This is a genomic window from Streptomyces sp. NPDC059371 (genome assembly GCF_042751995.1).
GTDB lineage: Bacteria > Actinomycetota > Actinomycetes > Streptomycetales > Streptomycetaceae > Streptomyces.
In genome coordinates, this window is sequence record NZ_JBHYXD010000038.1 from 44556 (window position 1) to 69783 (window position 25228).

Here is a 25228-nt window from a genome sequence, read left to right on the forward strand (position 1 = left end):
CGGGGGGTGGGTACCCGGTGCGCCGGTCCGCCGGCGAGTACGGGCGGCGCCCGGGGGCCCGCCGGCTCAGTGGATCTCGCGGGGCAGTCGCAGGCTCAGGGCCACGCCGGCCAACTGGGCCAGGAGGGTCGTCACCAGGGCGTCCCGCATGCCGTGGGAGGTGGCGAGTGACAGGAACAGGGTGCCCAGGGTGGCGACCCCGACGGCGAGCGCCGCCTGCTGGGTGGTGGCCATCACGCCGCTGCCCACGCCGGCCCGCGCGGGCGGCACCTCGGAGAGGATGATCCGGATCAGGACAGGGAGCTGGAGCGCCTGGCCCGCCCCGGCGACGGCCGCTCCGGGCAGCAGTTCCACCATCCCGAGGTCCGGCCACGAGCGCCAGGCGGCCAGGGTGATGAGCCCCAGGCCCACCGCCTGGATCAGTCCCCCCGCGGTCACGACCCGCGTCCCGTAGCGGGCGATCAGCCGGGGCCCGCACAGCGAGGTGACGAAGAAGACGACCGCCATGGGCGCGAGGGCCAGCCCCGCCGGGACCGGACCGAGCCCCTCGCCGCGCTGCAGCGCCACCGCGATCACGAACATGAAACCGCTGAAGCCGATGGAGAACGGCACGATCATGATCAGGCCCCGGCGCAGCGAGGTCAGCTCGAACAGGCTCGGCGGGACCAGAGGGGTGCGGCCGAGCCGGTCCGCACGGCGTTCGACGAGGTAGAAGGCGGCGGCGGCGAGCGGGAACAGGGCCAGTGACACCCAGGTCCACAGCGGCCAGCCCGCGGCCCGGCCCTCGGTGAGCGGGGCGAGCAGCGCCAGCAGCGCGACCGCGAGCAGGATCGTGCCGGGGGCGTCGATCGGCTCAGGGCGCTGCGAGCGGGTCTCGGGGACGGCACGGCGGGCCAGGACCAGCCCGAGCACGACGACGGGCACGTTCACCAGGAACACCGAGCGCCAGCCGGTGCCCGCGATGTCGGCCGCGACCAGCAGTCCGCCGAGGATCTGCCCGGCGACCATGGACAGCCCGGCCGTGGCCCCGTACAGGCCCATCGCCTTGGCGCGGCGGGGCCCGGAGGTCGCCGACTGGATGGTGGCGAGGACCTGCGGCAGCATCGCCGCGGAGGCCGCGCCCTGGGTGACCCGCGCCGCCACCAGGGTCCACGCGGTGGGCGCGAGCCCGCAGGCGAGCGAGGTCAGGCCGAAGGCCGCCATGCCGCCGAGGAAGAGCCGACGGCGCCCGAACAGGTCGCCGAGGCGTCCGCCGAGGACGAGCAGGACGGCGTACGCGACCCCGTAGCCGGCGACGACGAGTTCGAGGACGGCCTCACTCGCGTTCAGGTCCTGCCCGATGGTCGGAAGGGCTACGTTGACGATGAAGAAGTCGATCAGGGGCAGTGCCGCGCCGAGCAGCACCGTGAAGAGTCCGAGGCCGCCGAGGTCGGGTGGCGCGGCGGGGGCGCGGACGGTGGTCGTGAGAGTTCCGGTTTCGGTCACGTCCTCCAGACTTCTCCTGTACTCAGACAGGTACCAGAGTCTCCTTATCCTGGTACAAGCACTACCTGGCAACAGGCTGAGCCGAGCGGCAGGCTGGAGGCATGACGACGATGACCCGGGAGACACCCTCCACCCAGGCCCCGCCGCAGCCGACGTCCCCCGGCCCGGAACGGGCCGTGTCCCGTGCGGGTGAGATCCGGCGGCACGAACTGGCCACCTTCCTGCGCAGCCGCCGCGAACGCATCACCCCCGAGCAGGTGCAGCTGCCCCGTGGCCGTCGGCGGCGCACGCCCGGCCTGCGCCGCGAGGAGGTCGCCCAGCTCTCCGCCGTCGGAGTCACCTGGTACACCTGGCTCGAACAGGCCCGCGACATCCAGGTCTCCGAACAGGTCCTCGACGCGCTGGCCCGCACCCTGCTGCTGGACACCAGCGAGCGGGCCCACCTCTTCCAGCTCGCCGGAGCGGTCGACCCCACGCCCGCGGCGCAGTGCGCGGTGATCACCCCGGCACTGCGCCGGATCCTGACGAAGCTGGAGCCCGTACCGGCCTGCATCCAGAACAGCCGGTACGACATCCTGGCGTACAACCGCACCTACGCGCGGCTGATGATGCGCGACCTCGGCACGGTCCCGCCCGCCGACCGCAACTGCGTGCTCCTCGCCTACACCAACGCGGAGTGGCGCGCGTCGATCGTCCTGCTCGACGAGACCACGCGGCTGATGGCCGCGAAGCTGCGCGCGTCGATGGCCGGGCACCTGGGGGAGCCCGCCTGGAAGACCCTGTTGAAGCGGCTGCGGGCCGAGTCGGCCGAGTTCCGCGAGAACTGGGACCGGTACGAGGTGGCCGCCACCCGCGGGAAGACGAAGAAGTTCCTGAATCCGTACGTCGGCCTGGTCACCGTCGATCACACGGACCTGTGGCTCGCCCCCGACCTGGGTGCCCGGATGGTGACGTACCCGCCCCAGGACGAGGAGAGCCGCGAACGGCTGGAGAAGCTGCACGCCATCGCGCTGGAGTCCGAAGCGGAGTCGGGCCCCCAGGACCAGGACGGGGACGGGGCCGAGGCGCGGCCCCGGGTGAAGGCGGCGGGAGCGGCCTGACCGGGCCGAGCCGCCCCTCCCGTCAGGCGGCGGACGTGTCCTGCGCCCGCACCCCCGCCGCCTCCCGGATCTCCGGGGACTCCAGCAGACGGGCCGTGCGCTCGGCCGACGCGCGGGCCCGGCGTCCGCTGCTGAGCCAGCCGAGGGCGAGGACGGCGACACCGCAGCCGGTGATGATCCACCAGCCGGGGAGCGAGGCCGCGACGAAGGTCTCCCGGTAGGCGGAGGCCTGGATGCCGGAGGCGAGCGCCGCGCCGATGACCGCGACCCCGAGGGTGCCGCCGATCTGCCGGCTGGTCGAGGCGACGGCGGCGGCGACGCCCGCCTGCGAGCGGGGCATGCCGGAGACGGCGGTGTTGGTGATGGGCGCGTTCACGAAGCCGAAGCCGATGCCGAAGAAGACGTAGGCGATCACGAGCGTGACGTTCGACGTCTCCGCCTCGAACGCCGCGAACAGCACACCGCTCACGGTCATCGCGACCCCGGCGATGAGCAGGGACGGCCGGGGACCGCGGTTGCCGACCAGGCGCCCGGACACGGGAGCGCAGACGAAGCACAGGAACGCCATGGGCAGCATCCACAGACCCGCGTGCAGGGCGTTCAGACCGCGCACGTTCTGCAGGTACAGCGTCGACAGGAACAGGAAGCCACTGAGGGCGGCGAACGCGCTCACCGCGATGACGGTGGCCCCGCTGAACGGCACCGAGCGGAAGAACCGCAGGTCGATCAGGGGTTCGTCGCGCCTCGGCTCGTACCACAGGAGGCCGAGCAGCGCGGCGAGCGCGATCACGCCGAAGGACAGGGTGTGGACGATCCCGGAGGTGGGCGCCTCGATGATCGCGTACGTGAGGGAGCCGAGCAGGGCGATGACGAGGAACTGGCCGACCGGGTCGGGACGGCGGGCCTTCGGGGCGCGGGACTCGGGGACGAAGCGCAGCGTCAGCAGGAGCGCGGCGAGGCCGACGGGAAGGTTGATCCAGAAGATGGACCGCCAGCCCACCGTGTCGACGAGCAGTCCGCCCACCAGCGGTCCCGCGGCCATGGAGATACCGACCACAGCACCCCAGACGCCGATCGCGCGGGCCCGCTCGCGCGGGTCCGTGAAGGTGTTGGTGATGATCGACATCGCCACCGGGTTCAGCATCGAGCCGCCGACGGCCTGGACCATCCGGAAGACGATGAGGGTGTCGAGGTTCGGGGCGAGGGAGCAGAGCACCGAGCCGATGGTGAACAGGACCAGGCCCGTCATGAACACCTTGCGCCGGCCGATGCGGTCGGCGGTGGAGCCCGCGAGCATCAGCAGGGAGGCCAGTACCAGGGTGTACGCGTCGATGGTCCACTGCATGCCCGCGACGCTCGCGTGCAACTCCTGCTGCATCGAGGGCAGGGCGACGTTCAGGATCGTGACGTCGAGGCTCACGATCAGCAGACTCATGCAGCAGATCGCGAGCACCAGCATCCGGCGGCGGTGGCTGAGCTCAGGCATGGCCTCAGCGTACGGCGTTGTCGATAGTGTGTCTAACTAATGACCACTACATGATCTTTCGCGCGAGCATCCGGCCCGGTACGCCACAATGGGGGAATGCCCACGCCCACGTCCACGGTGGACTCCCCGCTGAACTCCTCGCTCTCGATCGGCCCCCACACGGCGCAGCCGCCCGTCGTCCTGGCCCCCATGGCCGGGATCACGAACGCGCCGTTCCGCACGCTGTGCCGCGAGTTCAGCGGCGGCAAGGGCCTCTTCGTCAGCGAGATGATCACCACGCGGGCGCTGGTCGAGCGCAACGAGAAGACCATGCAGCTCATCCACTTCGACGCGACCGAGAAGCCGCGCTCGATCCAGCTCTACGGTGTCGACCCCGCCACCGTCGGCAAGGCCGTCCGCATGATCGCGGAGGAGGACCTCGCCGACCACATCGACCTCAACTTCGGCTGCCCGGTCCCCAAGGTCACCCGCAAGGGCGGCGGCTCCGCCCTCCCGTACAAGCGCCACCTGCTGCGCGCGATCCTGCGTGAGGCCGTCAGCGGAGCCGGGGACCTGCCCGTCACCATGAAGATGCGCAAGGGCATCGACGACGACCACATCACCTTCCTGGACGCGGGCCGGATCGCGGTCGAGGAGGGCGTGACGGCCATCGCGCTGCACGGCCGTACCGCCGCCCAGCACTACGGCGGCACCGCCGACTGGGACGCCATCGCCCGGCTGAAGGAGCATGTGCCGGAGATCCCCGTCCTCGGCAACGGCGACATCTGGTCGGCGGACGACGCGCTGCGGATGGTGCGCGAGACCGGGTGCGACGGGGTCGTCGTCGGGCGCGGCTGCCTCGGCCGGCCCTGGCTGTTCGGCGACCTGGTGGCCGCCTTCGAGGGCCGCCCCGACGCCTACGCGCGACCGACGCTCCGCGAGGTCGCGACCGTCATGGTCCGCCACGCCACGCTCCTCGGCGAGTGGATCGGCGACGAGGCGCGCGGTGTCATCGACTTCCGCAAGCACGTCGCCTGGTACCTCAAGGGCTTCTCGGTGGGCTCGGAGATGCGCAAGCGCCTCGCGATCACCTCGTCGCTCGCCGAACTCTCCGACGGGCTGGCCGAGCTGGACCAGGACCAGCCGTGGCCGTCGGGCGCCGACGGACCGCGCGGCCGTACCTCGGGCAACAACCGGGTCGTCCTGCCGGACGGCTGGCTGAAGGACCCCTACGACTGCGCGGGCGTGTCCGAGGACGCCGAACTGGACACCTCCGGCGGCTGATCCGCCGGTGGCCCGGTGCGCGCGCCGCCCGCACGCGCACCGGACCTGCTCTCGGGATCCGGGCCGGAGCTTCTCGGATCCGGGCCGGATCTTCTCGGCTCCGGACCAGAACGTCTAGGCGCCGCCCACCGCCGCCAGCAGGGCCAGCGGTGCCGCCGCCGAGCGGGACTCCCGTACGCAGGCGTGCGGGTAGGGCACAGGCTGGGCATGGGTGTCACGGCCGTAGCCCGCGATGACCTCCGGCAGACGGTGCCCCGCCGCCGTGGCCGCGTCCACGAGTCCGTGCGCCACCGTACGGGCCTCGTCGTGCAGTCCGTACCGCGCCAGCCCCAGGGTGATCAGGGCGTTGTCGTGCGGCCAGACGGAACCGCGGTGGTACGACAGCGGGTGGTACGCGGACTGGCCCGCGGCGAGCGTGCGCACCCCCCAGCCGGAGAAGAAGTCCGGTTCGAGGAGCCGCCGGCCGACCAGTTCGCCGTACTCCTTGTCCAGCAGGCCGGACCACAGCAGATGCCCCGCGTCCGAGGCGAGCGCGTCGACATGCCGGCCGTCGCCGTCCAACGCCAGGGCGGGGAAGGCGTGTTCGCTCATCCAGAAGTCCCGCTGGAAACGGTCGCGCAGGTCGGCGGCGGCCTGTTCCAGGAGCGCCGCGTAGACCTCGTCGTCCCAGACCGTGCGGGCCAGTTGGGCGGTGCGGCGCAGCGCGTCGTACGCGTATCCCTGCGCGCCCGCCGCCATCACCGGCCCGGTGGGACGGCTGCCGTCGGCCGAACAGATGGCACCGGGGGAGTCCTTCCAGTTCTGGTTCGCGAGACCGCCGCCGTCCGCGCGGTACACGAGATAGCCGCGTGAGGTCAGCCCGCCGTGGTCCAGCATCCAGCCGATCGCCGCACGGGCGTTGGGCTCCAGACGACGGGCCAGGGTCACATCGCCGGTCTGCTCGGTGTAGGCGCCGAGCAGCACCAGGAACAGCGGCGTCGCGTCCACCGAACCGTAGTAACGCCCGTACGGCACCTGCCCGAAGTGCGCCAGCTCGCCGTGCCGCACCTCGTGCACGATCTTGCCTGGCTGGGCGACCGCGCCCGCCCCCACCTCGACCGCCTGGGTGGCGGCCAGCGCGGGCAGCGTGGCGGCGGCCAGCTGCGGCCGGTAGGGCAGGGCGAAGAGCGAGGTGAGCAGGGCGTCGCGGCCCAGCAGGGTGAGGAACCAGGGGACCCCGGCCGCGGGCACCCGCAGCTCCTCGCCGTCCGGGCCCGTCGCCGGCACCTGGAGGACGGCGAGGTCGGACAGGCCGCGCGCACAGGCCGCGGCCAGCTCCGGCCAGCCGGTCGGGAACGGCACCCCCTGCGCGAACTCGTCCTCCAGGGCGAGGAGTCGCTCGCCCGCCGCGGCGGGCGAGGAGGGAACGCGGGGCTCGTGCGCGGCGCCGTGCGGACGCGCCGCGACGCGCAGCGCCAGTTCCGCCGAGCCGTGCGGTTCGAGGTCGAGGGTCCAGACGAGCCGCCGCGCGCCCGTGCCCGTCTCCTCCACGCCGTCCGGCGCGGGCTCGGAGGTGACCGTCGTACGGGACCGCCACTCCCCGCGCCGGTAGCTGAACTCGACCCCGTCGTCCAGGACCTGCCGCTGGCGCACGACGCCCGTCTTGGCGTACGTGCGGTGGTCGGAACGCAGTTCGAACTGATCCGTGAAGTCGGCGTCGGCGGTGACCGCGATCCGGACCGTGGTGGCGGTCGAACGGTTGCTGGTGACGCGCAGCGCCTCCACGAACGAGCCCTCGGCGACGGCCTGTTCACGGAAGAGCGTGTAGGCGGGCGGTTCGTTGCGGCCGCCGCGCGGCACCAGGACACAGCGTGCCGTGTCACCGTCCGCGACCGGCGTGAGCGCCTCGGGCACCGCGCCGTCCACCGTGAGCTGCCAGCGGCTGAGGTGCCGGGCGTCCCGTACGAACAACCCGTCCGGAGAGCTGCCGCCCCGCACTCCGCTGATGTCCCCGCCGTCGCCCACGGCGGCGAACGTTCCACCGTGCACGAGCAGATGATGCCGGTCCGTCATCCCCGGTCCCCTCCCTTGGCGTCCGCCCTGAAATCCCATGCGCGCTGTCCCGCACCGCCGGCGCCGGTGCCCGGTGCCGTGTCGGTCAACGCGCCGCGCCCCTGCGGGGACACGACTTGTGCCGTTCCGGAGGGCTCGTGCAGCAGATCGAGCGTCAGCGCCGCCGTCCAGCTGAAACCGAGTGCTCCGCAGGCCTCGCCGGTGAACGGGTCCACGTACTCCGCGAACCCGGACTCACCGGCGGTGTCCAGCAGGGCGGCCCGCAGCGCGTCCGCCCGTCCGTGCTCCCCGTGCAGCCGCAGCCCGCGCTCCAGCAGCCAGTTGGTGTTGAACCAGGCGGGCCCCCGCCAGTAGCGGTGCGGATCGAACGCCTCGCCGGTCAGGTCGTAGCTCGGCGCGAGCCGTGCCGCCCCGCCGAGGCCGAAGCGCGGCCCGCACGCGGTCCGTACGAGCGTGGCGGCGATGTCGCGCGGCAGCGCGGGCAGGATGAGCGGCAGCAGCCCGGCGACACTGCGCTCGCGGATCAGCGCACCACTGTGCCCGCCGCCGCTTCCACGGCCCCCTGAACCTCCGCTCCCGCTGCCGCTTCCGCCGGCCCCGCCGCTTCCTTCGGCGGTGCCGCCGCTCCGCTCGTCGCGGCAGAAGAACATGCCCTCCGCCGGGTCCCACAACCGCTCCACCAGCGCCGCCGTCAGCCGTTCCGCGCGCGCGTGCCGGGCCGTCCCCGTCGCTCCCAGTTCCCGCGCGATCTCGGCCAGCGCGTGCTCCGAGGCGATCAGCAGGGCGTTGAACAGCGGGTCCTCGACCGCGAACTCGCCGCCGCCGTCCGCGTATCCACGGTCCCGGTAGTCCGCCGCCAGCCGTACGTACCGCCCGTAGTCGAGATCCGTCGGCCGGTCCTCGGGAGCGCCGTGGTCGAGGTCGGCGCGCCGGAAGGAGCGGGCCAGCGCCGGGGAGACGCGACCGAGCGGGGCGTCCCAGCAGGGACTGTTGTCCATGCCCTGCTCCCAGGGATGGACCACGCTGGCCAGACCCCCGCCGCCCAGGTCCCTGCGGTGCAGGAGATAGCGGTGCCAGGCCGCCAGGCGGGGATACATCCGGGAGAGGAACGAGCGGGCCCTGGACAGTCCCGGGTCCGCCCGGTGCACCAGCCACACCGCGAGCGCGTGCACCGGTGGCTGCACGATGCCCGACGTCTGTACCGTGCGCGGGGCGCCCGCGGCGCGCCCGGCGGTGGAGGAGCGCCAGAAGTCGGGGCTCGGGAAGTACGCGTCGAGCGGGACGGAGGGGTTGAACACGATGTGCGGCACACGCCCGTCGGCCCACTGCGCGCCGAGCAGGGTCTCCAGCTCCGTCTGCGCCCGCACGGGGGACAGATGCCGGAGGCCGATCGCGATGAACGCGGAGTCCCAGGACCACTGGTGCGGATACAGGCCGCGCGAGGGCACCGTGGACGTTCCGGTCCAGTTGCCCTCCAGCACCCGGGAAGCCCTGAGGTGCAGCGATCCTGACGGTCCGCCGGGATCGTATACGGGTGGTCCGCTCCGGACGACGCCGTCCGCGTGGGGCGGGGAGGGCGGGCCGGAGGCGTGCGCCGGAGTGCCGGAGCTGCGCACGGGGGTGACGGGTCCCCTGTGCAGGGCGGTGAGCTGGGTTGTGCTGTCCACTCAGGTCTCCCCGAAGACGTCCGGCCGGCCGGTTCGGCAGCATCTGCCGTAGGGTTACGTCTATTTAACACGCAAAACTCAATATGTAATGCAGAGTTGGGGAACGCAAGAGGGTGCGCATGACGGAAAGGCGGGGAGTGACCGTGAAGACCGGGAACCAGGCAAGCGCCGGAGAACTGCTCGAACTGGTGCGCAGCGGGCGGGCCACCACGCGCGGAGCGCTCCAGCGGGCCACCGGTCTGTCGCGGGCCACGGTCGGCCATCGCCTGGACCGGCTGTTCCGTGCGGGCTGGCTCCGTGAGGGTGCGGGCGGTCCCGTCGACTCGCCGCTCGGCGGACGCCCCTCCATCACCCTGGAGTTCGACGACGAGCACGCCGTCGTCCTCGCCGCCGACCTCGACACCCGGCACGGCCGCGCCGCCGTCCTCACCCTGACCGGCGAGATCCTCGCCGAGCACGCGGGCCCCCTGGTCGTCGACGACGGACCCGAGGCGGTCCTCGGCGAACTCGGACGCTGGTTCGCCGAGCTGGTCGGGAAGTCCGGCCGGAGCGCCGACGCCGTGTGCGGCATCGGGCTCGCGGTGCCGGGCCCCGTCGACAGCGAGACCGGCCGCGTGGTCCAGCCGCCGATCATGCCCGGCTGGGACGGCTACGACATACGGGGACGGCTGGGCCGCGCCTTCGCCGAGCACGCGGGCACCGGCGCCGCGCGCGTCCCCGTGCTGGTCGACAACGACGCCAACCTCATGGCGTACGGGGAGCAGCGCGCCGGCTATCCGGACTGCTCGGCGTTCGCGCTGGTCAAGGTCTCCACCGGTATCGGCGCGGGCATGGTCGTCGGCGGCACCGTCTTCCGGGGCATCGACGGCGGCGCAGGCGACATCGGGCACATCCGGGTGGGCGCCGACGCGCTGTGCCGGTGCGGCTCGTACGGCTGTCTGGCCGCCGTCGCCAGCGGTGGCGCGGTGGCGCGCCGGCTCGCGGAGTCCGGGGTCCCGGCCGCGTCCGGCTCGGACGTGCGCGAGCTGCTGGCGGCCGGGCACCCCGAGGCGACGGCGCTCGCGCGGGAGGCGGGCAGGCGGGTCGGGGACGTCCTGGCCACCGTGGTGACCCTGCTCAACCCGGGAGTGCTGATGATCGCCGGGGATCTGGCCGGCACCCCCTTCCTCACAGGCGTCAGGGAACTGCTGTACCAGCGGGCGCTGCCGCGTTCCACCGCTCATCTGGAGGTGGTGACCTCCCGGCTCGGGGAGCGGGCCGGGCTCGTGGGCGCGGGTGCGCTGGTCGTGGAATACCTGTACGCGCCGGAGCGGGCCGAGGAACGGCTGGCGGCGCTCGGCGTGTGACCGGCATCCGTGTTGCCGGGCGTCCCTGTGTCCGGGCTTCCGCGAGATCGGGCTTCCGCGAGATCGGGCATCCGTGTGAGCCATCCGTGTGTCGTGCCCGTATCCCCGTGTGTCGTGCCCGGATCGTGGTCCGCATCATGAAATCTGACCCCTCCGGGTGGCGTGATTCTCGCCACCCTTGATAGGGGTCACGCTCAGATGAGCGGATCATGAGCGGCTGCACTTCCCTAAGGGGTGGCACTCAGTGCCACCCTCTGATCGTTCATCGATTAAACTCAGACGTGCTGAACAGTGCTCACCTGAGCGGTATAGGTGCCTTGTGGGGCCTGACTCGTTCAAGAAGTGAAAACATCCGGGCCCGATGACTTGCCAACCCTTGACTTTGGATCTGGTGGCGGACGAGTGGTTACAGGCGCATGACGCGCAAGTGGACGTACCCAGACGCCTTCGATCTGGGTATGTTCCCCGTCGTCAGGGCAGCCACCGCGACGTCGAGGAGTCGAGACTCGTGTCGGAAAACAAAGATCCCCACGTAGCCGAAAGCGGCGCTGGTGGAGCGAAGTTCGTTTATGACTTCACCGAGGGCAACAGGGACCTCAAGGACCTGCTCGGGGGCAAGGGTGCCAACCTCGCCGAAATGACCAACCTGGGTCTCCCCGTCCCGCCCGGCTTCACCATCACCACCGAGGCGTGCAAGACGTACCTCGACAGTGGCGAGGAGCCGGCGGCACTGCGTGACGAGGTGAGTGCGCACCTCGAGGCCCTCGAAGCCAAGATGGGCAAGAAGCTGGGCCAGGCGGACGACCCCCTGCTCGTCTCCGTCCGCTCCGGGGCCAAGTTCTCCATGCCCGGCATGATGGACACCGTCCTGAACATCGGGCTCTCCGACAAGTCCGTGCTGGGCCTGTCCCGGCAGGCCGGCGACGACCGCTTCGCGTGGGACTCCTACCGCCGCCTCATCCAGATGTTCGGCAAGACCGTCCTCGGCGTGGACGGCGAACTCTTCGAAGAGGCCCTGGACGCGGCGAAGGACCTCAAGAAGGTCACCGTCGACACGGACCTGGAGGCGGCCGACCTCAAGAAGCTCGTCACCAAGTTCAAGAAGATCGTCAAGACCGAGGCCGGCCGGGACTTCCCGCAGGACCCGCGCGAGCAGATGGACCTCGCCATCCACGCGGTCTTCGACTCCTGGAACACCGACCGCGCCAAGCTCTACCGCCGTCAGGAGCGCATCCCCGGCGACCTCGGCACGGCCGTCAACATCTGTTCGATGGTCTTCGGCAACCTCGGCCCCGACTCCGGCACCGGCGTCGCCTTCACCCGCGACCCCGCCTCCGGCCACCAGGGCGTCTACGGCGACTACCTCCAGAACGCCCAGGGCGAGGACGTCGTCGCCGGTATCCGCAACACGGTCCCGCTCGCCGAGCTGGAGTCGATCGACAAGAAGTCGTACGACCAGCTCATGCAGATCATGGAGACCCTGGAGAACCACTACAAGGATCTCTGCGACATCGAGTTCACCATCGAGCGCGGCCAGCTCTGGATGCTCCAGACGCGTGTCGGCAAGCGCACGGCGGGCGCGGCCTTCCGCATCGCCACGCAGCTCGTGGACCAGGGCCTGATCGACGAGGCCGAGGCGCTCCAGCGGGTGACGGGCGCCCAGCTCGCGCAGCTCATGTTCCCGCGCTTCGACGAGGACGCGAAGGTCCAGCAGGTCGGCCGGGGCATCGCCGCGTCGCCGGGCGCCGCGGTCGGCAAGGCGGTCTTCGACTCGTACACCGCGGTGAAGTGGTCCCGCTCCGGCGAGAAGGTCATCCTCGTCCGCCGTGAGACGAACCCCGACGACCTCGACGGCATGATCGCGGCCGAGGGCATCCTCACCTCGCGCGGCGGCAAGACCTCCCACGCGGCCGTCGTCGCGCGCGGCATGGGCAAGACCTGTGTCTGCGGCGCCGAGGAGCTGGAGGTCGACACCAAGCGCCGCCGGATGACCGTGCCCGGCGGGCACGTCGTCGAGGAGGGCGACCTCATCTCGATCGACGGCTCCAGCGGCAAGGTGTACCTCGGTGAGGTCCCCGTCGTCCCGTCCCCGGTCGTCGAGTACTTCGAGGGCCGGATGCACGCCGGAGCCGACGACGCCGACGAACTGGTCGAGGCCGTCCACCGGATCATGGCCTTCGCCGACCGCAAGCGCAGCCTGCGCGTACGCGCCAACGCCGACAACGCCGAGGACGCGCTGCGCGCCCGCCGTTTCGGCGCCCAGGGCATCGGTCTGTGCCGTACCGAGCACATGTTCCTCGGCGACCGCCGGGAGCTCGTCGAGCGGCTGATCCTCGCGGACACGGACGCCGAGCGCGAGGAGTCGCTCAAGGGCCTGCTGCCGCTCCAGAAGAAGGACTTCGTGGAGCTGTTCTCGGCGATGGACGGCCTCCCGGTCACGGTCCGTCTCCTTGACCCGCCGCTGCACGAGTTCCTGCCCGACATCACCGAGCTGTCGGTGCGCGTCGCGCTCGCCGAGTCCCGCAAGGACGCCAACGAGAACGACCTGCGCCTGCTCCAGGCGGTCCACCGCCTGCACGAGTCGAACCCGATGCTGGGCCTGCGCGGTGTGCGCCTCGGCCTCGTCATCCCCGGCCTGTTCACCATGCAGGTACGGGCCATCGCCGAGGCGGTCGCCGAGCGCAAGAACGCCAAGGGCGACCCCCGCGCGGAGATCATGATCCCGCTCGTCGGCACGGTCCAGGAGCTGGAGATCGTCCGCGAGGAGGCCGACCAGGTCATCGCGGAGGTCGAGGCGGCCACCGGCGTGCAGTTGAAGCTGGCGATCGGCACGATGATCGAGCTGCCGCGCGCCGCGCTGACGGCCGGCCAGATCGCCGAGGCGGCGGAGTTCTTCTCCTTCGGCACGAACGACCTCACCCAGACGGTGTGGGGCTTCAGCCGCGACGACGTGGAGGCCTCCTTCTTCACGGCGTACCTGGAGAAGGGCATCTTCGGCGTCAGCCCCTTCGAGACGATCGACAGGGACGGCGTCGGCTCCCTGGTCAAGTCCGCGGTGAAGGCCGGCCGCGAGACGCGCCCCGACCTGAAGCTCGGCGTCTGCGGCGAGCACGGCGGCGACCCCGAGTCGGTCCACTTCTTCCACGAGGTGGGACTCGACTACGTCTCCTGCTCCCCGTTCCGCATCCCGGTCGCCCGCCTGGAAGCGGGCCGCGCGGCCTCCAGCTCGACGGGCAGCGACCACCGCTAGCCCCCGAGCACCGGACCCCGGGTCCGCCGTCCGTCCCCGACCCTCAACACCGATGGGCGGCGGCCCCGGCCCACGAGAAAGGGCGACACCCTGTGCGGGGGTGTCGCCCTTTCGGGGTTTTCTGCGGGGGCTGTCAAGCTACGGCGCTGCCTGGGCGCGACAGGTCGACGACTGTGATCATCCGTGTCCGGCCTCCTGGACCACGTCACAGCGTGTCCGGCAGCGTGGACACCCGAGCCCGGCCGGCCGCAACCATTTCCGCACCTCGCGGGTCACACCTGCGAAGTACGGCGGGCTGGGACCCCCCGGCGCACAGGGAGGGTTTCGGTCGGATGGCACGAAGATCACGGATACGCCGCGCGGTCGCGGCGGCGGCGGGTGCGGTGGCACTGGTGGCGGGGTTGTTCGGCACGGGTCCGGCCCGCGCCGACGCGGCGGAGGCGACGGACGCCGCACGAGGGATGACGGTCCGGTTCGTCGAACACGAGCTCTTCATCGGGACGGAGCCGGCGAACGCGTTCGTGGCCTACCGGTGGAAGGTGGCAGGCGAGGGCGCGGCACACCACGTCCACCTGGCCGTCGACCTGTCCGGAGTGGCCGACTTCGCCGAGCCGGCACCGTCGGAGCACTGCGACGGCGACCTCTGCACGCTGGACCTGGCGTCCGCCACCTCGGACTACCACGCCATCACGCTGGTGCCGAAGCCCGGTGCGGCCATCAGCAGCAGCGGCACCCTGACCGTCTCCGGCACGGCGTCGGACGCCACCGTCACCGGCGACCACGTCACCCTGACCAACGGCAAGACGCAGCTGAAGGTGAGCGAGTCCGCCGAGCAGCTGGACCAGGTGCCGGGCGACATGCTGACCTTTCCGCTCGACGTGTGGAACACCGGACAACTCCCGGCTGCCAAGGGGGTGGAGCTGCGGATCGACACCACGGCCGGGCTGCACCTCCAGGGCTCCTGGGCCAACTGCCGCGACGTGTCCGCGAGCGGCCGCGGGGGGCACATCGTGCACGAGACCCTGTGCGACTTCCCCACCCCGGTGGAGCCCGGCCGACAGTACGCGTTGTCGTCGCCGCTGCGGGTCAAGGTCGGCGACGAGGCCCTGCACGACAAGATCTACTACGACGTCACCCCGCTCGCCGACGCCGCCCCGGCGAACGGCCCCGGGACCCCGCTGACCCTGGTCCCCAATGGCGCGATGCCGTCCGACGGGAACCACGAGCCGTCCTTCACCACCTACGTCGACAGCGTCAACCACGCCGACTTCGCCGTCACCGGGGACACCGCCACCGGGCGGCGCGGCGGTCACGCCACGCTGCACGTCACCGTGGTCGACCGGGGGCCGGCGCTGGTGGAGGACCTCCTCGACGACGAGACCGGCCTCACGGTCCTCGTCAAGCTGCCGCCGGGCACGAAGGCCACGAAGATCCCGCACGACTGCTACCCGCCGGGCACGGACGGGTCGTACCACGGCCCCCGGCTGGGCTGGACCACCTACGAGTGCTACTTCGGCGACCCCGCCCCGGGAGACAGACACGTCCTGTCGTTCACCTTCGCCATCGGCCCCCGTACCCCGGCCGTCTCCGCGGGCCAGGTCCAGACGCAGGAGTTCTTCGAGGGGTTCGACCCCGACGCCTCCAACGACAGCGCGGCGCTGACCCTGCGGCTGGCGCAGGGCGGCTCAGCGGCCGGCGGGTCCGGGGGCGGCTGGATCGCCTGGGCGGCAGCCTGCGCGCTGTTGCTGGCCGGTGGTGTGGCCGTAGCGCTCTTCCGACGGTCCCGCGGCGGGAACTGACACGTCGTCCGGGGGTCCGGAGGGGCCCCCGGGGGCCCCTGGTCGGGGGATTGGTCTTGCACCCTTGTGCCGGGGTGCCGCCCTTTCGGGCGTTTTCGGTCGCCGACGACAACGTGTGCGTCGGCTGACGGCGGACGGACGCGCGTGCCGCGCCCCGGGCTCATGGGGAGCCGAATGGGGAGCCGAACGGGGTAGCTCCGCGTGCACCGGGTCCTCGCGGGTTCCAGCCTGGGTCCATGAGCATCCGTCCCTGGGTCGTCGTCGAGCCGCCGGACAGCCGTGGGCTGCGGCGGGTCGTCGTGGGCGGAGAGACGGTGGGCCATGCCTGGTCGGCAGCCGGACTGCGGAAGATCCTCGGGCGCCTCGGTCATCCGGAGGACCTGGATCTGGAGGATCCGGTGATCCTCTGCTGGCGTGGAGGCGACAGCGGGACGTGGCCCGACCGCGCGGGGAGACGGCACGCGGTCACCGTGCTCATGGTGGCCGGGCTGCTCGCGTCCATGGCTCTCAGCGTGGCCGTCGGGTGGCCGGACGCCTTCGGGGCCCTGACCTTCGCGCAGCGGATCAACGGGGTCCTGTTCGTCCTGTCGGGCGCGGTGCTGGGCGCGGCGGCCGTCGCGGCCATCGACTACGGGGGGAAACGGCAGTTCCGTGCCTCCGGGGCGATCGTCCTGCTCGGCGTGCTCATCGCGCTGGCCACCGACAGCCTGCTGCTGTTCATGTGGTTCCAGGAAATGGAGTTCACGCCTTGTGTGCCGGTTTTCATGTCCCTTTGGTGCTGGTCGCTGTGGGCCCTGTTTCTTCTTGTGCGGAACAGATCGTGGAAGGAAATTCCACAGCCCAAGAGGTTCGCGGCCGGAGTGGTCGCCACAGCGCTCCTGACCGGCCTCAGCCTGGCTTACTCGACCATGTACCAGCCCGCGGCGGCCCCGATGCACCTCACTCTGAAGGCGGAGTTCGGGCGGTCACGGGTGGATCGTTCGCTCGGGTTCCTCCAGGTCCCGCTGACGCTTCACATGAAGAACACCGGAGGGATTCCGGTGTACATCCTGAATGACAGCTACAGAGTCTCCGGCAGAGGGGCCGTGTACTCCAAGAAGCCTGCCGACCGTGACCTCATGCGGGACTGGCGCGAGAGTTCGGGCCTGCGGGGAGAAGACTCGGGAGAAGCGGAGCTCTATGTCCGCAAACTCACGTACACCACGATCAGCAGCGGGCATTTCTACGGCCCGGGCAACCGGCTCGAGATCGGGGAGGAGTACCAGCGCAAGCATGTGGTCCAGCTTCCCAAGGACGCCAAGTACGACATCCTGAGCATCGACCTGACGATCTCGTACATGAGGAAGGACCGAGGGAAGCTCGGCGTGGAGGAATTCAGAATTCCCCATTATTCATGGGATGCGCACGCCGGGCGATACTACTGCCCCCTGGAAAAGGGGTGTTTTCCGCAGATCATTTACCATGGGAGACTGTGGCACAACGACAACCTCGTGAATCTGACGCGCAAGCCGCGCTATGTGACGGCGATCTGGTCCCCGAAACGCGATCCCGATTCGTTCATCTCGCCGTTCGATTTCAAAGGGGAGACGGGTCTGGGGCAGAAGGAGAAGAGAGAGCTGGAAAGATACGGGGTCGCGAGGGCGCACATGAGTTACGAGGTCTCCCTCGCGGAGCTGCTGGCGCCGCCCCCTGTCCTGCTGCCGCCGGGCTATTCGAGCCAGGTGCCGACGGCGACCCCGTAGTCCTCGTCGAGGTAGGCGGCGGTCGACTGGCAGTAGGAAGCCCGCTCGCCGATGGTGGACCACAGATCTTCCCTCGGAACGACCTTGGCGAGTTCGGTGATGAGCGGTGCGATCTTGATCGGTGCGCGGACGTTCTTGTTGTTCTGCAACTCCGCGAGGACGTCGAGCAGGAGGTTGCTCTTTTCCTTGGACTTCCAGAAGTCCTTGACTCCATCCGGGCGCCAGCTGCCGGGAACCAGTTCCTTCAGCTCCTCGGGGAGTTCGTCCCCGGCCGAGGACCGGAATATGGCGGTGGTGCAGGTCTCGGCCGCCTTGCCGAGAGGGTCCTCCGGCCGTCCCTGGGCCGCGGCCGCCTCCTCCTGCTTGTCGCTGATACGAGCGGACCGATCCCGCATGTCCTTCTCGGCTTCGGCCCGGTCCTTCGACGACGACTCGGGATTGTTGAACACCTGCAGCTTCTCGTTCTGCTCGTACACGAGCTGAACGAGCGCGTCCCGGTGCTTCGGAGGCATCGCCGCGGCAGCACTCGCCGGGGACGTCTCCGGGGTGGCGGCGGCGTCTTCCTGCGCGACGCCCATGTGTTCCTCGAACCCCCGGAGCGAGGCCGTCTGATGGCCCCCCGTGACCGCGCTGCTCAGCCCTTCCGTAATCGTCAGCAGCTTTCCCCGCAGCTCCGCCGGAGTCCGGGAGTCACAGATCATGTCCAGCGCGGACGTCGTGCGCTGCATGACCAGGAGGACGGAGGAGCGCGTCCGGGACGGCGCCTGCGCGTCGTATCCCACCTTCAGCGCGGAGGACACCTGCTTCACGAGTGCGGTGAGCTGTTTCCGGAGCTGCGGAGAGGTGCTGTCGTCACCGGTGGCCGTCAGCGCGACGGTCAGATGCTCGACGCTCTCGATGACGCCCTGGCGGTCCCGCAGCGACGTCTCGGGGTCCTTGACCGCTTCGAGCGTGGTGGTCAATTCGTCCACAGTCGGGGCGAGTTCCTCGGGAACTTCTCCCTTCGTCGCGTTCAGACGCGTGATGGTGCCATCGATCTGTCTCTTTTGTTCCGCGAGGGGGTCGGTGTCCCCGCCTCGCTCCGTGTCACCGGAAGCCGGCGACTGTGACGACTGGTCAGAGTTCGGTGTGTGCTCCTGATCCGTCGACGTACCACTCGGTGTGGAGGTGGTGCCGCTGGGCGTAGGTGTGCCACTCGGTGTGGAGGACGTGGCGCTGGGCGTGGGCGTGTCACTCGGCGTCGACGAGGGAGGCGGACTGTCCCCCGGTGAAGGGGGCGGTGTTGTCCCGACCGCCGACGACCTGCTCGCGGTGGGGGTCTGAAGCGCTGCTGTCGCACTTGTCAGACCGGCTGGAAATGCGAGTGCCGCGGCCAAGAGGGATGCGTTGACGCTGTGGACGGCACGTCGCCTGGAGGTTCTGGCCATGGTGGTTCCAGATGCGCTTCGCGGGGGTGATTGATTCATCCGTTGCGGACCGGGCCCACATATCCACTGTTCACCCGGTCGTTGCGCCCCGCAACGCGGGCACCGGGCCCGGTGTTGTCCTTCGGAACGCGGGGACTTCGAAAGCGATCAGGGCGGACGCGCGGTACGGGATCCGGAGGGGTGTGTGCCGGGCGGACCGGCGTCCGTAGTCTGGGGCCGACGGCGAGGCAGTGGGAGGAGTGGGACATGGGTGGCTGGGGCGCGAAGGACATACCCGGGCAGCGGGGGAGGGTCGCCGTTGTCACCGGGGCCAACAGCGGGCTCGGTCTCGTCACCGCGCGCGAACTGGCACGTCGCGGGGCCCGGGTGGTGCTCGCCTGTCGCAGCGAGGCCCGCGGCAGGGCGGCGGCCGAGCTGATAGCCGACGAAGTTCCCGGCGCCGAGGTGGAGTTCGGCCGGCTCGACCTCGGGGACCTCGCCTCCGTAAGGGAGTTCGCGGACTCCTTCCCCTACGACCACCTCGACCTGCTCGTGAACAACGCGGGCGTGATGGCGCTGCCGTACGCGACGACGGCGGACGGGTTCGAGACGCAGTTCGGGGTCAATCACCTGGGGCACTTCGCGCTCACCGGGCTGCTGTTCCCGGCGATCGCGAAGACCCCCGGCGCGCGGATCGTCACCGTGTCGAGCATGATGCACGCCCTGGCCGACCTCGATCCCGACGACCTCGACGGCGAGAAGGGGACCTACCGCAAGTGGATCGCCTACGGTCGGTCCAAGACCGCCAATCTCCTCTTCACGCACGAGCTCGCGCGGCGGCTGTCCGCCACCGGGTCCGATGTCGTCGCGGCCGCGGCGCACCCCGGGTACGCCTCCACCAACCTGCAGACCGCCGGGCCCCGGCTCGAGGGGCGCAAGGGCGCCGAGCGGCTGATGGAGATCGGCACCCGCGTCCTCGGGCAGAGCGCCGAGGCCGGGGCGCTGCCGACGCTGTACGCGGCCACCGCACCCGGCGTACGGCCCGACACCTTCGTCGGACCGTCCTTCGCGATGTGGCGCGGCTCGCCCTCGACGTCCTGGCGGGCCGGCCGGACCCGCGACGACACCCGCGCGGAGCTGCTCTGGGCCGCCTCGGAGCGGCTCACGGGTGTCGTCTACGAGGGTCTCAAGGGCTGACGGCCGCACACCCCGGGTCCGGATGCGCCTCGCGGGCCCGGCCGGCACTCCGGAGCGGGGTCCCGGACCGGCCGGTCAGGCGGCCCGCACCTCGTACGTCGCCACCCGTACGTCCTCGTCGTCCAGGCACCGCCCGGACTCCAGGTCGAAGCGCTGCTTGAGCAGCGGGGAGGCGACGAACGGGCGGCCCCGGTGGGTGCCGGTCAGTCCGCGGGAGAGCACCGCCGCCCCGCTGAACGGATCACGGTTGTCGATCGCGTACGCCCGTCCCGCCCGGTCGGTGAACAGGGCGACCTGGCGGCCGTCCGGGAGGAGGGCGGCGACGCCCCGGCCCGGAGTCAGCAGGGACAGCTCGCAGACCGTGAACCAGTCGTCCTCCAGCAGGAGCTGGAGCGTGAGGGCCGTCGCCGGCCGGGTCGTCTCGGGGGCCAGGGTCATCGCTGGGCACTTCCTTCCAGAGCCTCAAGCGGGCGGTGTCCGATGGTCAGCAGGGGCAGGTCGGGCTTGATCTGGTCGCGCTCGGGGACGAAGCCGACGACCGGGTCCGGGGTGTCGGGGGCGTTCACGAAGGACACGAACCGGCCCAGCTTCTCCGGGTCGTTGATGGTCTCGGCCCACTCGTCCCGGTAGTTCGCGACGTGCGCGGTCATCAGCGACTCCAGCTCCTCGCAGATGCCGAGCGAGTCCTCCACGACCACCTCGCGGACGTGGCCGAGGCCGCCGGGAATCCGCTCCAGCCAGGTCGAGGTGCGCTCCAGACGGTCCGCGGTGCGGATGTAGAACATCAGGAACCGGTCGATGAGACGGACCAGTTCGGCGTCCGACAGATCCTGCGCCAGCAGATCCGCGTGGCGCGGGGTCGCGCCGCCGTTGCCGCCGACGTACAGGTTCCAGCCGCTGGAGGTGGCGATGACGCCGAAGTCCTTCGACTGGGCCTCGGCGCACTCGCGGGCACATCCCGAGACCGCCGACTTCAGCTTGTGCGGGGACCGCAGACCCCGGTAGCGCAGCTCCAGGTCGATCGCCATCCGGACCGAGTCCTGCACCCCGTACCGGCACCAGGTCTGCCCGACGCAGGATTTCACCGTCCGCAGCGACTTCCCGTACGCGTGCCCGGACTCGAAGCCGGCGTCCACCAGCCGCGCCCAGATCAGCGGGAGTTGCTCCACCCGCGCACCGAACAGGTCGATCCGCTGGCCGCCGGTGATCTTCGTGTAGAGCCCGAAGTCCCGTGCCACCTCACCGATCACGATGAGCTTCTCGGGAGTGATCTCGCCGCCGGGGATGCGCGGCACGATCGAGTACGAGCCGTTCTTCTGGAGGTTGGCGAGGAAGTGGTCGTTGGTGTCCTGGAGCGCGCCCTGTTCGCCCTCCAGGACGTAGCCGTCGGCGCCGATCGTGGGCGCGAGGGAGGCGATGATCGAGCCGACGGCGGGCTTGCAGACCTCGCAGCCGTCACCGCCCCGGGCGTCCGCACGGCCGTACCGGTCCAGCAGCGTCCGGTACGAGGTGATCCTGAGCGCCAGGACGATCTCGTACAGCTCCTCGCGGGTCTGCCCGAAGCAGCCGCACAGGCCCTTGTCGACCTCGACGCCGCTCGCCTCCAGCTCGGCGGTGACGAGCTGACCGAGCACCTTGACGCAACTGCCGCAGCCCGTACCGGCCTTGGTGCACTTCTTGACCTCGGGCACGGTGGTGCAGGAGTGCTCGGTCACCGCGCCGCGGATCGCGCCCTTGGTGACGTTGTGGCAGGAGCAGATGACCGCCTCGTCCGGCAGCGCGGAGGGGCCGAGCTGTACCGGGGAGCCCGCGCCCGCCGGCAGGACCAGGGACTCGGGGGACACCGGCGGGACCGAGCCGGTGAAGGCGCGCAGCGTGCCGTACGCCTCCGCGTCGCCGATCAGGATGCCGCCGAGCAGCGTGCCGTCCCGGCCGATGACCAGCTTCTTGTACAGGCCCGCGCGGGAGTCGGAGTAGACGACGTCCAGGCAGTCCTCGGTGGTGCCGTGCGCGTCGCCGAAGGACGCCACGTCGACACCCAGCAGCTTGAGCTTGGTGGACAGGTCCGCGCCCGTGAACGCCTTCTCGTCCTCGGCGATGGTCGCCGCGGCCGTCTCCGCCTGCTCGTAGCCCGGCGCCACCAGGCCGTACACCCGGCCGTCGGCCGCCAGCGCGCACTCGCCGATCGCGAACACCCGGGGGTCGGCGACGGTACGGCACTGCTCGTCGACGCTGATGCCGCCGCGCTCGCCGACCGTCAGACCGCAGTCGCGGGCCAGTTGGTCGCGGGGGCGGACACCGGCGGAGAACACCACCAGGTCGGTGGCGAGTTCGGAGCCGTCGGAGAGCTTCATGCCGGTGACCGCGCCGTCCTCGCCGACCACGATCTCCTGTGTGCCCACACCCGTGTGGACGGACAGGCCCATCTCCTCGATCGTGCGCAGGAGCGCGGCCCCGCCACCCTCGTCGACCTGCACCGGCATCAGCCGGGGCGCGAACTCCACGATGTGGCTGGTGAGTCCGAGGCCGTTGAGCGCGCCCGCCGCCTCCAGGCCCAGCAAACCGCCGCCGACGACGGCTCCGGTCGTCGCCCGTGACTTCGCGTACGCCTCGATGGCGAGCAGGTCCTCGATCGTGCGGTAGACGAAACAGCCCTCGGCGTCCTTGCCGGGGACCGGCGGGACGAAGGGGAAGGAACCGGTGGCCAGCACGAGGGTGTCGTAGCCGACCGTCAGCCCGGACCTCGACGTCACGGTGCGCGCGGCCCGGTCGACCGACTCGGCCGGGTCGCCGACGTGCAGTTCGATGCCGTGCTCGCGGATGAACTCCATGTCGGTCATGGAGAGGTCCTCGGGGGTCTTCCCCGAGAAGTACGAGGTGAGGGCGACGCGGTCGTAGGCGGGGCGCGGTTCCTCGCACAGCACGACCACGCGGTGCGTGGCGGTCAGGCCGCGTTCGGCGAGCGCTTCGAGGAAGCGCTGGCCGACCATGCCGTGGCCGACGAGCACGATCGTGGGGGTGGCCCCCGGGGTGGCAGTCATCAGGAGCCTCCATCGTTGGTGAGCAGGTGGAGCAGGGGGGCGCCGTCCGCGGGGAGCGGCTCCGCTCCCTCCCAGGCGCGGGCGAGCGCGCCGACGGTGCCGAGTTCGCCGACGAGAACCCCGCCGACGAGGCGGTCGTCGCGGACGACGACCTTGCGGTAGGTGCCGCGGGTGGCGTCCGTGAGCTGGACGACGTCGTCGCCGGGGCGCGGGTCGGTCTCGCCGAACGCCGCCAGGTCGAAGGGCGCGAGCCCGGTGTGGGTGAGACCGCCGGGGGTGGGACCGGCGGCGGTGCGATCGGAGGGAGCGGGACCGGCGGGGGTGTCCCGTCCGGTCAGGGTGAGCCGGGTCAGGGAACGGGTGCCGGTGTAGCGGGCGTTCGCGTCTCCCGCGAGCAACTCGGCCAGCTTGTCCGCCTGTTCGAGGGCGGGGGCGGCGAGTCCATAGAGGGTCCCGTCGTGCTGGGCGCAGTCGCCGACGGCGCGGATGTGCGGGTCGCTGGTGCGCAGTTCGTCGTCGACGAGGACACCCTTGTGGACGGCGAGCCCGGCCTCCTTGGCCAGGCCCGCCCGAGGGCGCACCCCGCAGGCCAGTACCACCAGGTCGGCGTCGAGCGCGTAGCCGTCGGCCAGTTCCACCGAGCGGACCGCGCCGCCCAGGCAGCGCACGTCCCGCACCCGGCACTCGGTGTGCACCTCGACGCCGAGGTCCAGCAGATGCCGCAGCACCAGCTTCGAGGCGTTCGGGTCGAGCTGGCGTTCCATGAGCCGCTCGGCCTGCTGGGCGAGGACCACCTGGGCGCCGCGCACGGCGAGCGCGCGGGCCGCGGAGACGCCCAGCAGACCGCCGCCGACGACGACGGCCCGTACTCCCGGCCGCAGCGCCTTGGACAGGCCCAGGCAGTCGTCCAAGGTGCGGAACGCGTGGACGCCCTCGGGCAGTTGGTGGTCGGCGGTGAACAGGCCGCGCAGCGGCGGCAGTACCGGGTTGGAGCCGGTGGCCAGGACCAGCGTGTCGTATGCGATCTCCGTGCCGTCCGCGCAGCGCACGGTCCGGGCGAGGCGGTCGATGCCGGTGACCCGGGCGCGGACCAGCTCCGGCGGGGCCGGGAGCGAGATCACCTCCGGCTCGTAGCGTCCGGCCAGTACCTCGGCGAGCAGCACCCGGTTGTAGGGCCGGTGCTCCTCCTCGCCGACGACCAGCGCGGACCCGCCGAGCTCACCGATCCGCCGGGCGAGCCGGACGCCCGCGAGGCCGGCGCCGATCACCACCACACGCGTATTCGAGGTCATGACCACACCGTGCGGTGCCGGTGTTACCCGGTGGCATCACCCCTGTTTCCCGGGAGGAACGCTGCCCTCAGCGAGGGCGGAGCGGTGGTGTGAGGGTCCGGGGAGGGGCGGAGGGGGCCGCGGGGAGCGCCGGACCGGGCCGAGGGGAGGGCCGGAGGAGCCGAGGGTGGACCGACCCCGGCGAACCTCTGGAATCGCTCAAGCCTTCCGGGGTCCGTGCAGCGCGCACGCATCCGTCCCATAGGGTCGCGATCATGCCCGACATATCGCTGACCATGATGCTTGTGCTCTGTGCCGCCGCCCTGGCGGCCGGCTGGATCGACGCGGTGGTCGGCGGCGGAGGGCTGCTCCTGCTGCCCGCCATGCTGCTCGGGCTGCCCGCGGGCACGCCGGCGGCGTACGCGCTCGGCACGAACAAGGCGGTCGCGATCGTCGGCACCACGGGCGCCGCGGTGACGTACGCGCGCAAGACACCCGTGGACGTGCGCATGGCGGTACGGATCGGCCTCGCGGCGCTCGCCGGTTCGACGGCGGGCGCGTTCGTCGCGGCCGGGCTGAGCACCGACGTGCTCAAGCCGGTCGTCATGGTCGTCCTGGTCGCCGTCGGCACCTTCGTGATCCTGCGGCCCGCCTTCGGCACGGCGCCGCCGGCCACCCCGGTCAGCGCGCGCCGCGTCCTCGCCGCGATCGGTCTCGCGGGCCTCGGCATCGGCTTCTACGACGGGCTCATCGGCCCCGGCACGGGCACGTTCCTCGTGCTCGCGCTCACCGCGCTGCTCCACCTCGACCTGGTGACCGCCTCCGCCACCGCCAAGATCGTCAACTGCTGCACCAACGCGGGCGCCCTCGCGACCTTCGCGTGGAAGGGCACGGTGTTCTGGGAACTGGCCGCCCTGATGGCCGTGTTCAATCTGGCGGGCGGCATGGTCGGGGCGCGGACCGCGCTCAAGCAGGGCAGCGGCTTCGTCCGGGCGGTACTGCTGACGGTGGTGTTCGCGCTCGTGGCGAACCTGGCGTACCAGCAGTGGCTCGCCTGAACCCGGAGCGCCCGAAGCGGCTCGGCCGGCCGGCAGCCGCCTGCCCGGCCCTCGGCGGCAGGCGG

Annotated in this window: 17 protein-coding genes; 9 read left to right on the forward strand and 8 right to left on the reverse strand. The window is 71.3% G+C overall.

Features of this window, described 5'->3' with window-relative positions:
- Positions 1 to 66 precede the first annotated feature (66 nt).
- Positions 67 to 1485, reverse strand: a complete 1419-nt coding sequence (locus tag ACFXGX_RS22035; RefSeq protein ID WP_384793800.1) for an MFS transporter — start codon at positions 1483 to 1485, stop codon at positions 67 to 69.
- Positions 1486 to 1595: 110 nt separating this feature from the next.
- Between ACFXGX_RS22035 and ACFXGX_RS22040 the strand changes: the two genes are divergently transcribed.
- Positions 1596 to 2585, forward strand: a complete 990-nt coding sequence (locus ACFXGX_RS22040; RefSeq protein ID WP_384793885.1) for a helix-turn-helix transcriptional regulator — start codon at positions 1596 to 1598, stop codon at positions 2583 to 2585.
- A 22-nt stretch (positions 2586 to 2607) separates the two neighbouring features.
- Here ACFXGX_RS22040 and ACFXGX_RS22045 read toward each other — a convergent pair whose 3' ends face one another.
- Positions 2608 to 4071 (reverse strand): MFS transporter, encoded by a 1464-nt coding sequence (locus tag ACFXGX_RS22045; protein WP_384793803.1) that lies wholly within the window; start codon positions 4069 to 4071, stop codon positions 2608 to 2610.
- Between the two features lie 96 nt (positions 4072 to 4167).
- Between ACFXGX_RS22045 and dusB the strand changes: the two genes are divergently transcribed.
- A complete protein-coding gene (dusB, locus tag ACFXGX_RS22050; RefSeq protein WP_384793806.1) occupies positions 4168 to 5334 on the forward strand; it encodes a tRNA dihydrouridine synthase DusB in 1167 nt (388 codons plus the stop codon).
- A gap of 114 nt (positions 5335 to 5448) precedes the next feature.
- Here dusB and ACFXGX_RS22055 read toward each other — a convergent pair whose 3' ends face one another.
- Entirely contained in the window at positions 5449 to 7386 is a 1938-nt protein-coding gene (locus tag ACFXGX_RS22055) for a glycogen debranching N-terminal domain-containing protein (RefSeq protein WP_384793809.1), read from the reverse strand.
- Positions 7383 to 9053: a hypothetical protein gene (locus ACFXGX_RS22060; protein ID WP_384793812.1), complete on the reverse strand. Its 1671-nt coding sequence runs from the start codon at positions 9051 to 9053 to the stop codon at positions 7383 to 7385. Before ACFXGX_RS22060 ends, ACFXGX_RS22055 begins: the two co-directional genes overlap by 4 nt.
- A 119-nt stretch (positions 9054 to 9172) precedes the next feature.
- On the opposite strand from ACFXGX_RS22060, the gene ACFXGX_RS22065 reads away from it, so the two are divergent.
- From ACFXGX_RS22065 to ACFXGX_RS22080, 4 genes are all read left to right on the forward strand, one after another.
- On the forward strand, positions 9173 to 10399 hold the full coding sequence (locus ACFXGX_RS22065) for an ROK family protein (RefSeq protein ID WP_384793815.1): 1227 nt from the start codon (positions 9173 to 9175) through the stop codon (positions 10397 to 10399).
- A 508-nt stretch (positions 10400 to 10907) separates the two neighbouring features.
- Positions 10908 to 13649, forward strand: coding sequence for a pyruvate, phosphate dikinase (gene ppdK / locus ACFXGX_RS22070; RefSeq protein WP_384793818.1), 2742 nt, complete (start codon positions 10908 to 10910; stop codon positions 13647 to 13649).
- 332 nt (positions 13650 to 13981) lie between these two features.
- Complete coding sequence (locus ACFXGX_RS22075; protein WP_384793821.1) at positions 13982 to 15448, forward strand: hypothetical protein; 1467 nt, start codon at positions 13982 to 13984, stop codon at positions 15446 to 15448.
- A gap of 236 nt (positions 15449 to 15684) precedes the next feature.
- Positions 15685 to 17190 carry a hypothetical protein gene (locus ACFXGX_RS22080; RefSeq protein ID WP_384793824.1) on the forward strand — a complete coding sequence of 502 codons (1506 nt, stop codon included), beginning with the start codon at positions 15685 to 15687 and terminating at the stop codon, positions 17188 to 17190.
- Here the strand turns inward: ACFXGX_RS22080 and ACFXGX_RS22085 are convergent.
- Positions 17157 to 18161, reverse strand: a complete 1005-nt coding sequence (locus tag ACFXGX_RS22085; protein WP_384793827.1) for a hypothetical protein — start codon at positions 18159 to 18161, stop codon at positions 17157 to 17159. The two genes, ACFXGX_RS22080 and ACFXGX_RS22085, sit on opposite strands and share 34 nt — an antisense overlap.
- 217 nt (positions 18162 to 18378) lie before the next feature.
- Here ACFXGX_RS22085 and ACFXGX_RS22090 point away from each other — a divergent pair, with 217 nt between their 5' ends.
- Positions 18379 to 18513, forward strand: a complete 135-nt coding sequence (locus tag ACFXGX_RS22090) for a hypothetical protein (RefSeq protein WP_384793830.1) — start codon at positions 18379 to 18381, stop codon at positions 18511 to 18513.
- Positions 18514 to 18863: 350 nt separating this feature from the next.
- On the forward strand, positions 18864 to 19793 hold the full coding sequence (locus tag ACFXGX_RS22095; RefSeq protein WP_384793833.1) for an oxidoreductase: 930 nt from the start codon (positions 18864 to 18866) through the stop codon (positions 19791 to 19793).
- Between the two features lie 75 nt (positions 19794 to 19868).
- Here the strand turns inward: ACFXGX_RS22095 and nirD are convergent, their stop codons facing one another.
- Genes nirD through ACFXGX_RS22110 form a run of 3 tightly spaced genes read right to left on the reverse strand, consistent with a single transcriptional unit; the run spans position 19869 to position 24126 of the window.
- Complete coding sequence (gene nirD, locus ACFXGX_RS22100; protein WP_384793836.1) at positions 19869 to 20231, reverse strand: nitrite reductase small subunit NirD; 363 nt, start codon at positions 20229 to 20231, stop codon at positions 19869 to 19871.
- Positions 20228 to 22834 carry a nitrite reductase large subunit NirB gene (gene nirB, locus ACFXGX_RS22105; RefSeq protein WP_384793839.1) on the reverse strand — a complete coding sequence of 869 codons (2607 nt, stop codon included), beginning with the start codon at positions 22832 to 22834 and terminating at the stop codon, positions 20228 to 20230. Before nirB ends, nirD begins: the two co-directional genes overlap by 4 nt.
- On the reverse strand, positions 22834 to 24126 hold the full coding sequence (locus tag ACFXGX_RS22110) for an NAD(P)/FAD-dependent oxidoreductase (RefSeq protein WP_384793842.1): 1293 nt from the start codon (positions 24124 to 24126) through the stop codon (positions 22834 to 22836). The genes nirB and ACFXGX_RS22110 overlap by 1 nt, the downstream gene beginning before the upstream one ends.
- A 254-nt stretch (positions 24127 to 24380) precedes the next feature.
- Here ACFXGX_RS22110 and ACFXGX_RS22115 point away from each other — a divergent pair, with 254 nt between their 5' ends.
- Entirely contained in the window at positions 24381 to 25163 is a 783-nt protein-coding gene (locus tag ACFXGX_RS22115; RefSeq protein WP_384793845.1) for a sulfite exporter TauE/SafE family protein, read from the forward strand.
- The last annotated feature ends 65 nt before the right edge of the window (positions 25164 to 25228 follow it).

Coding starts and splice junctions, on each gene's coding strand:
- ACFXGX_RS22040 (WP_384793885.1), top strand. CDS start 1,596: ATGACCCGGGAGACACCCTCCACCCAGGCCCCGCCGCAGCCGACGTCC.
- ACFXGX_RS22045 (WP_384793803.1), bottom strand. CDS start 4,071: ATGCCTGAGCTCAGCCACCGCCGCCGGATGCTGGTGCTCGCGATCTGC.
- dusB (WP_384793806.1), top strand. CDS start 4,168: ATGCCCACGCCCACGTCCACGGTGGACTCCCCGCTGAACTCCTCGCTC.
- ACFXGX_RS22055 (WP_384793809.1), bottom strand. CDS start 7,386: ATGACGGACCGGCATCATCTGCTCGTGCACGGTGGAACGTTCGCCGCC.
- ACFXGX_RS22065 (WP_384793815.1), top strand. CDS start 9,173: ATGACGGAAAGGCGGGGAGTGACCGTGAAGACCGGGAACCAGGCAAGC.
- ACFXGX_RS22075 (WP_384793821.1), top strand. CDS start 13,982: ATGGCACGAAGATCACGGATACGCCGCGCGGTCGCGGCGGCGGCGGGT.
- ACFXGX_RS22080 (WP_384793824.1), top strand. CDS start 15,685: ATGAGCATCCGTCCCTGGGTCGTCGTCGAGCCGCCGGACAGCCGTGGG.
- ACFXGX_RS22095 (WP_384793833.1), top strand. CDS start 18,864: ATGGGTGGCTGGGGCGCGAAGGACATACCCGGGCAGCGGGGGAGGGTC.
- nirD (WP_384793836.1), bottom strand. CDS start 20,231: ATGACCCTGGCCCCCGAGACGACCCGGCCGGCGACGGCCCTCACGCTC.
- nirB (WP_384793839.1), bottom strand. CDS start 22,834: ATGACTGCCACCCCGGGGGCCACCCCCACGATCGTGCTCGTCGGCCAC.
- ACFXGX_RS22110 (WP_384793842.1), bottom strand. CDS start 24,126: ATGACCTCGAATACGCGTGTGGTGGTGATCGGCGCCGGCCTCGCGGGC.
- ACFXGX_RS22115 (WP_384793845.1), top strand. CDS start 24,381: ATGCCCGACATATCGCTGACCATGATGCTTGTGCTCTGTGCCGCCGCC.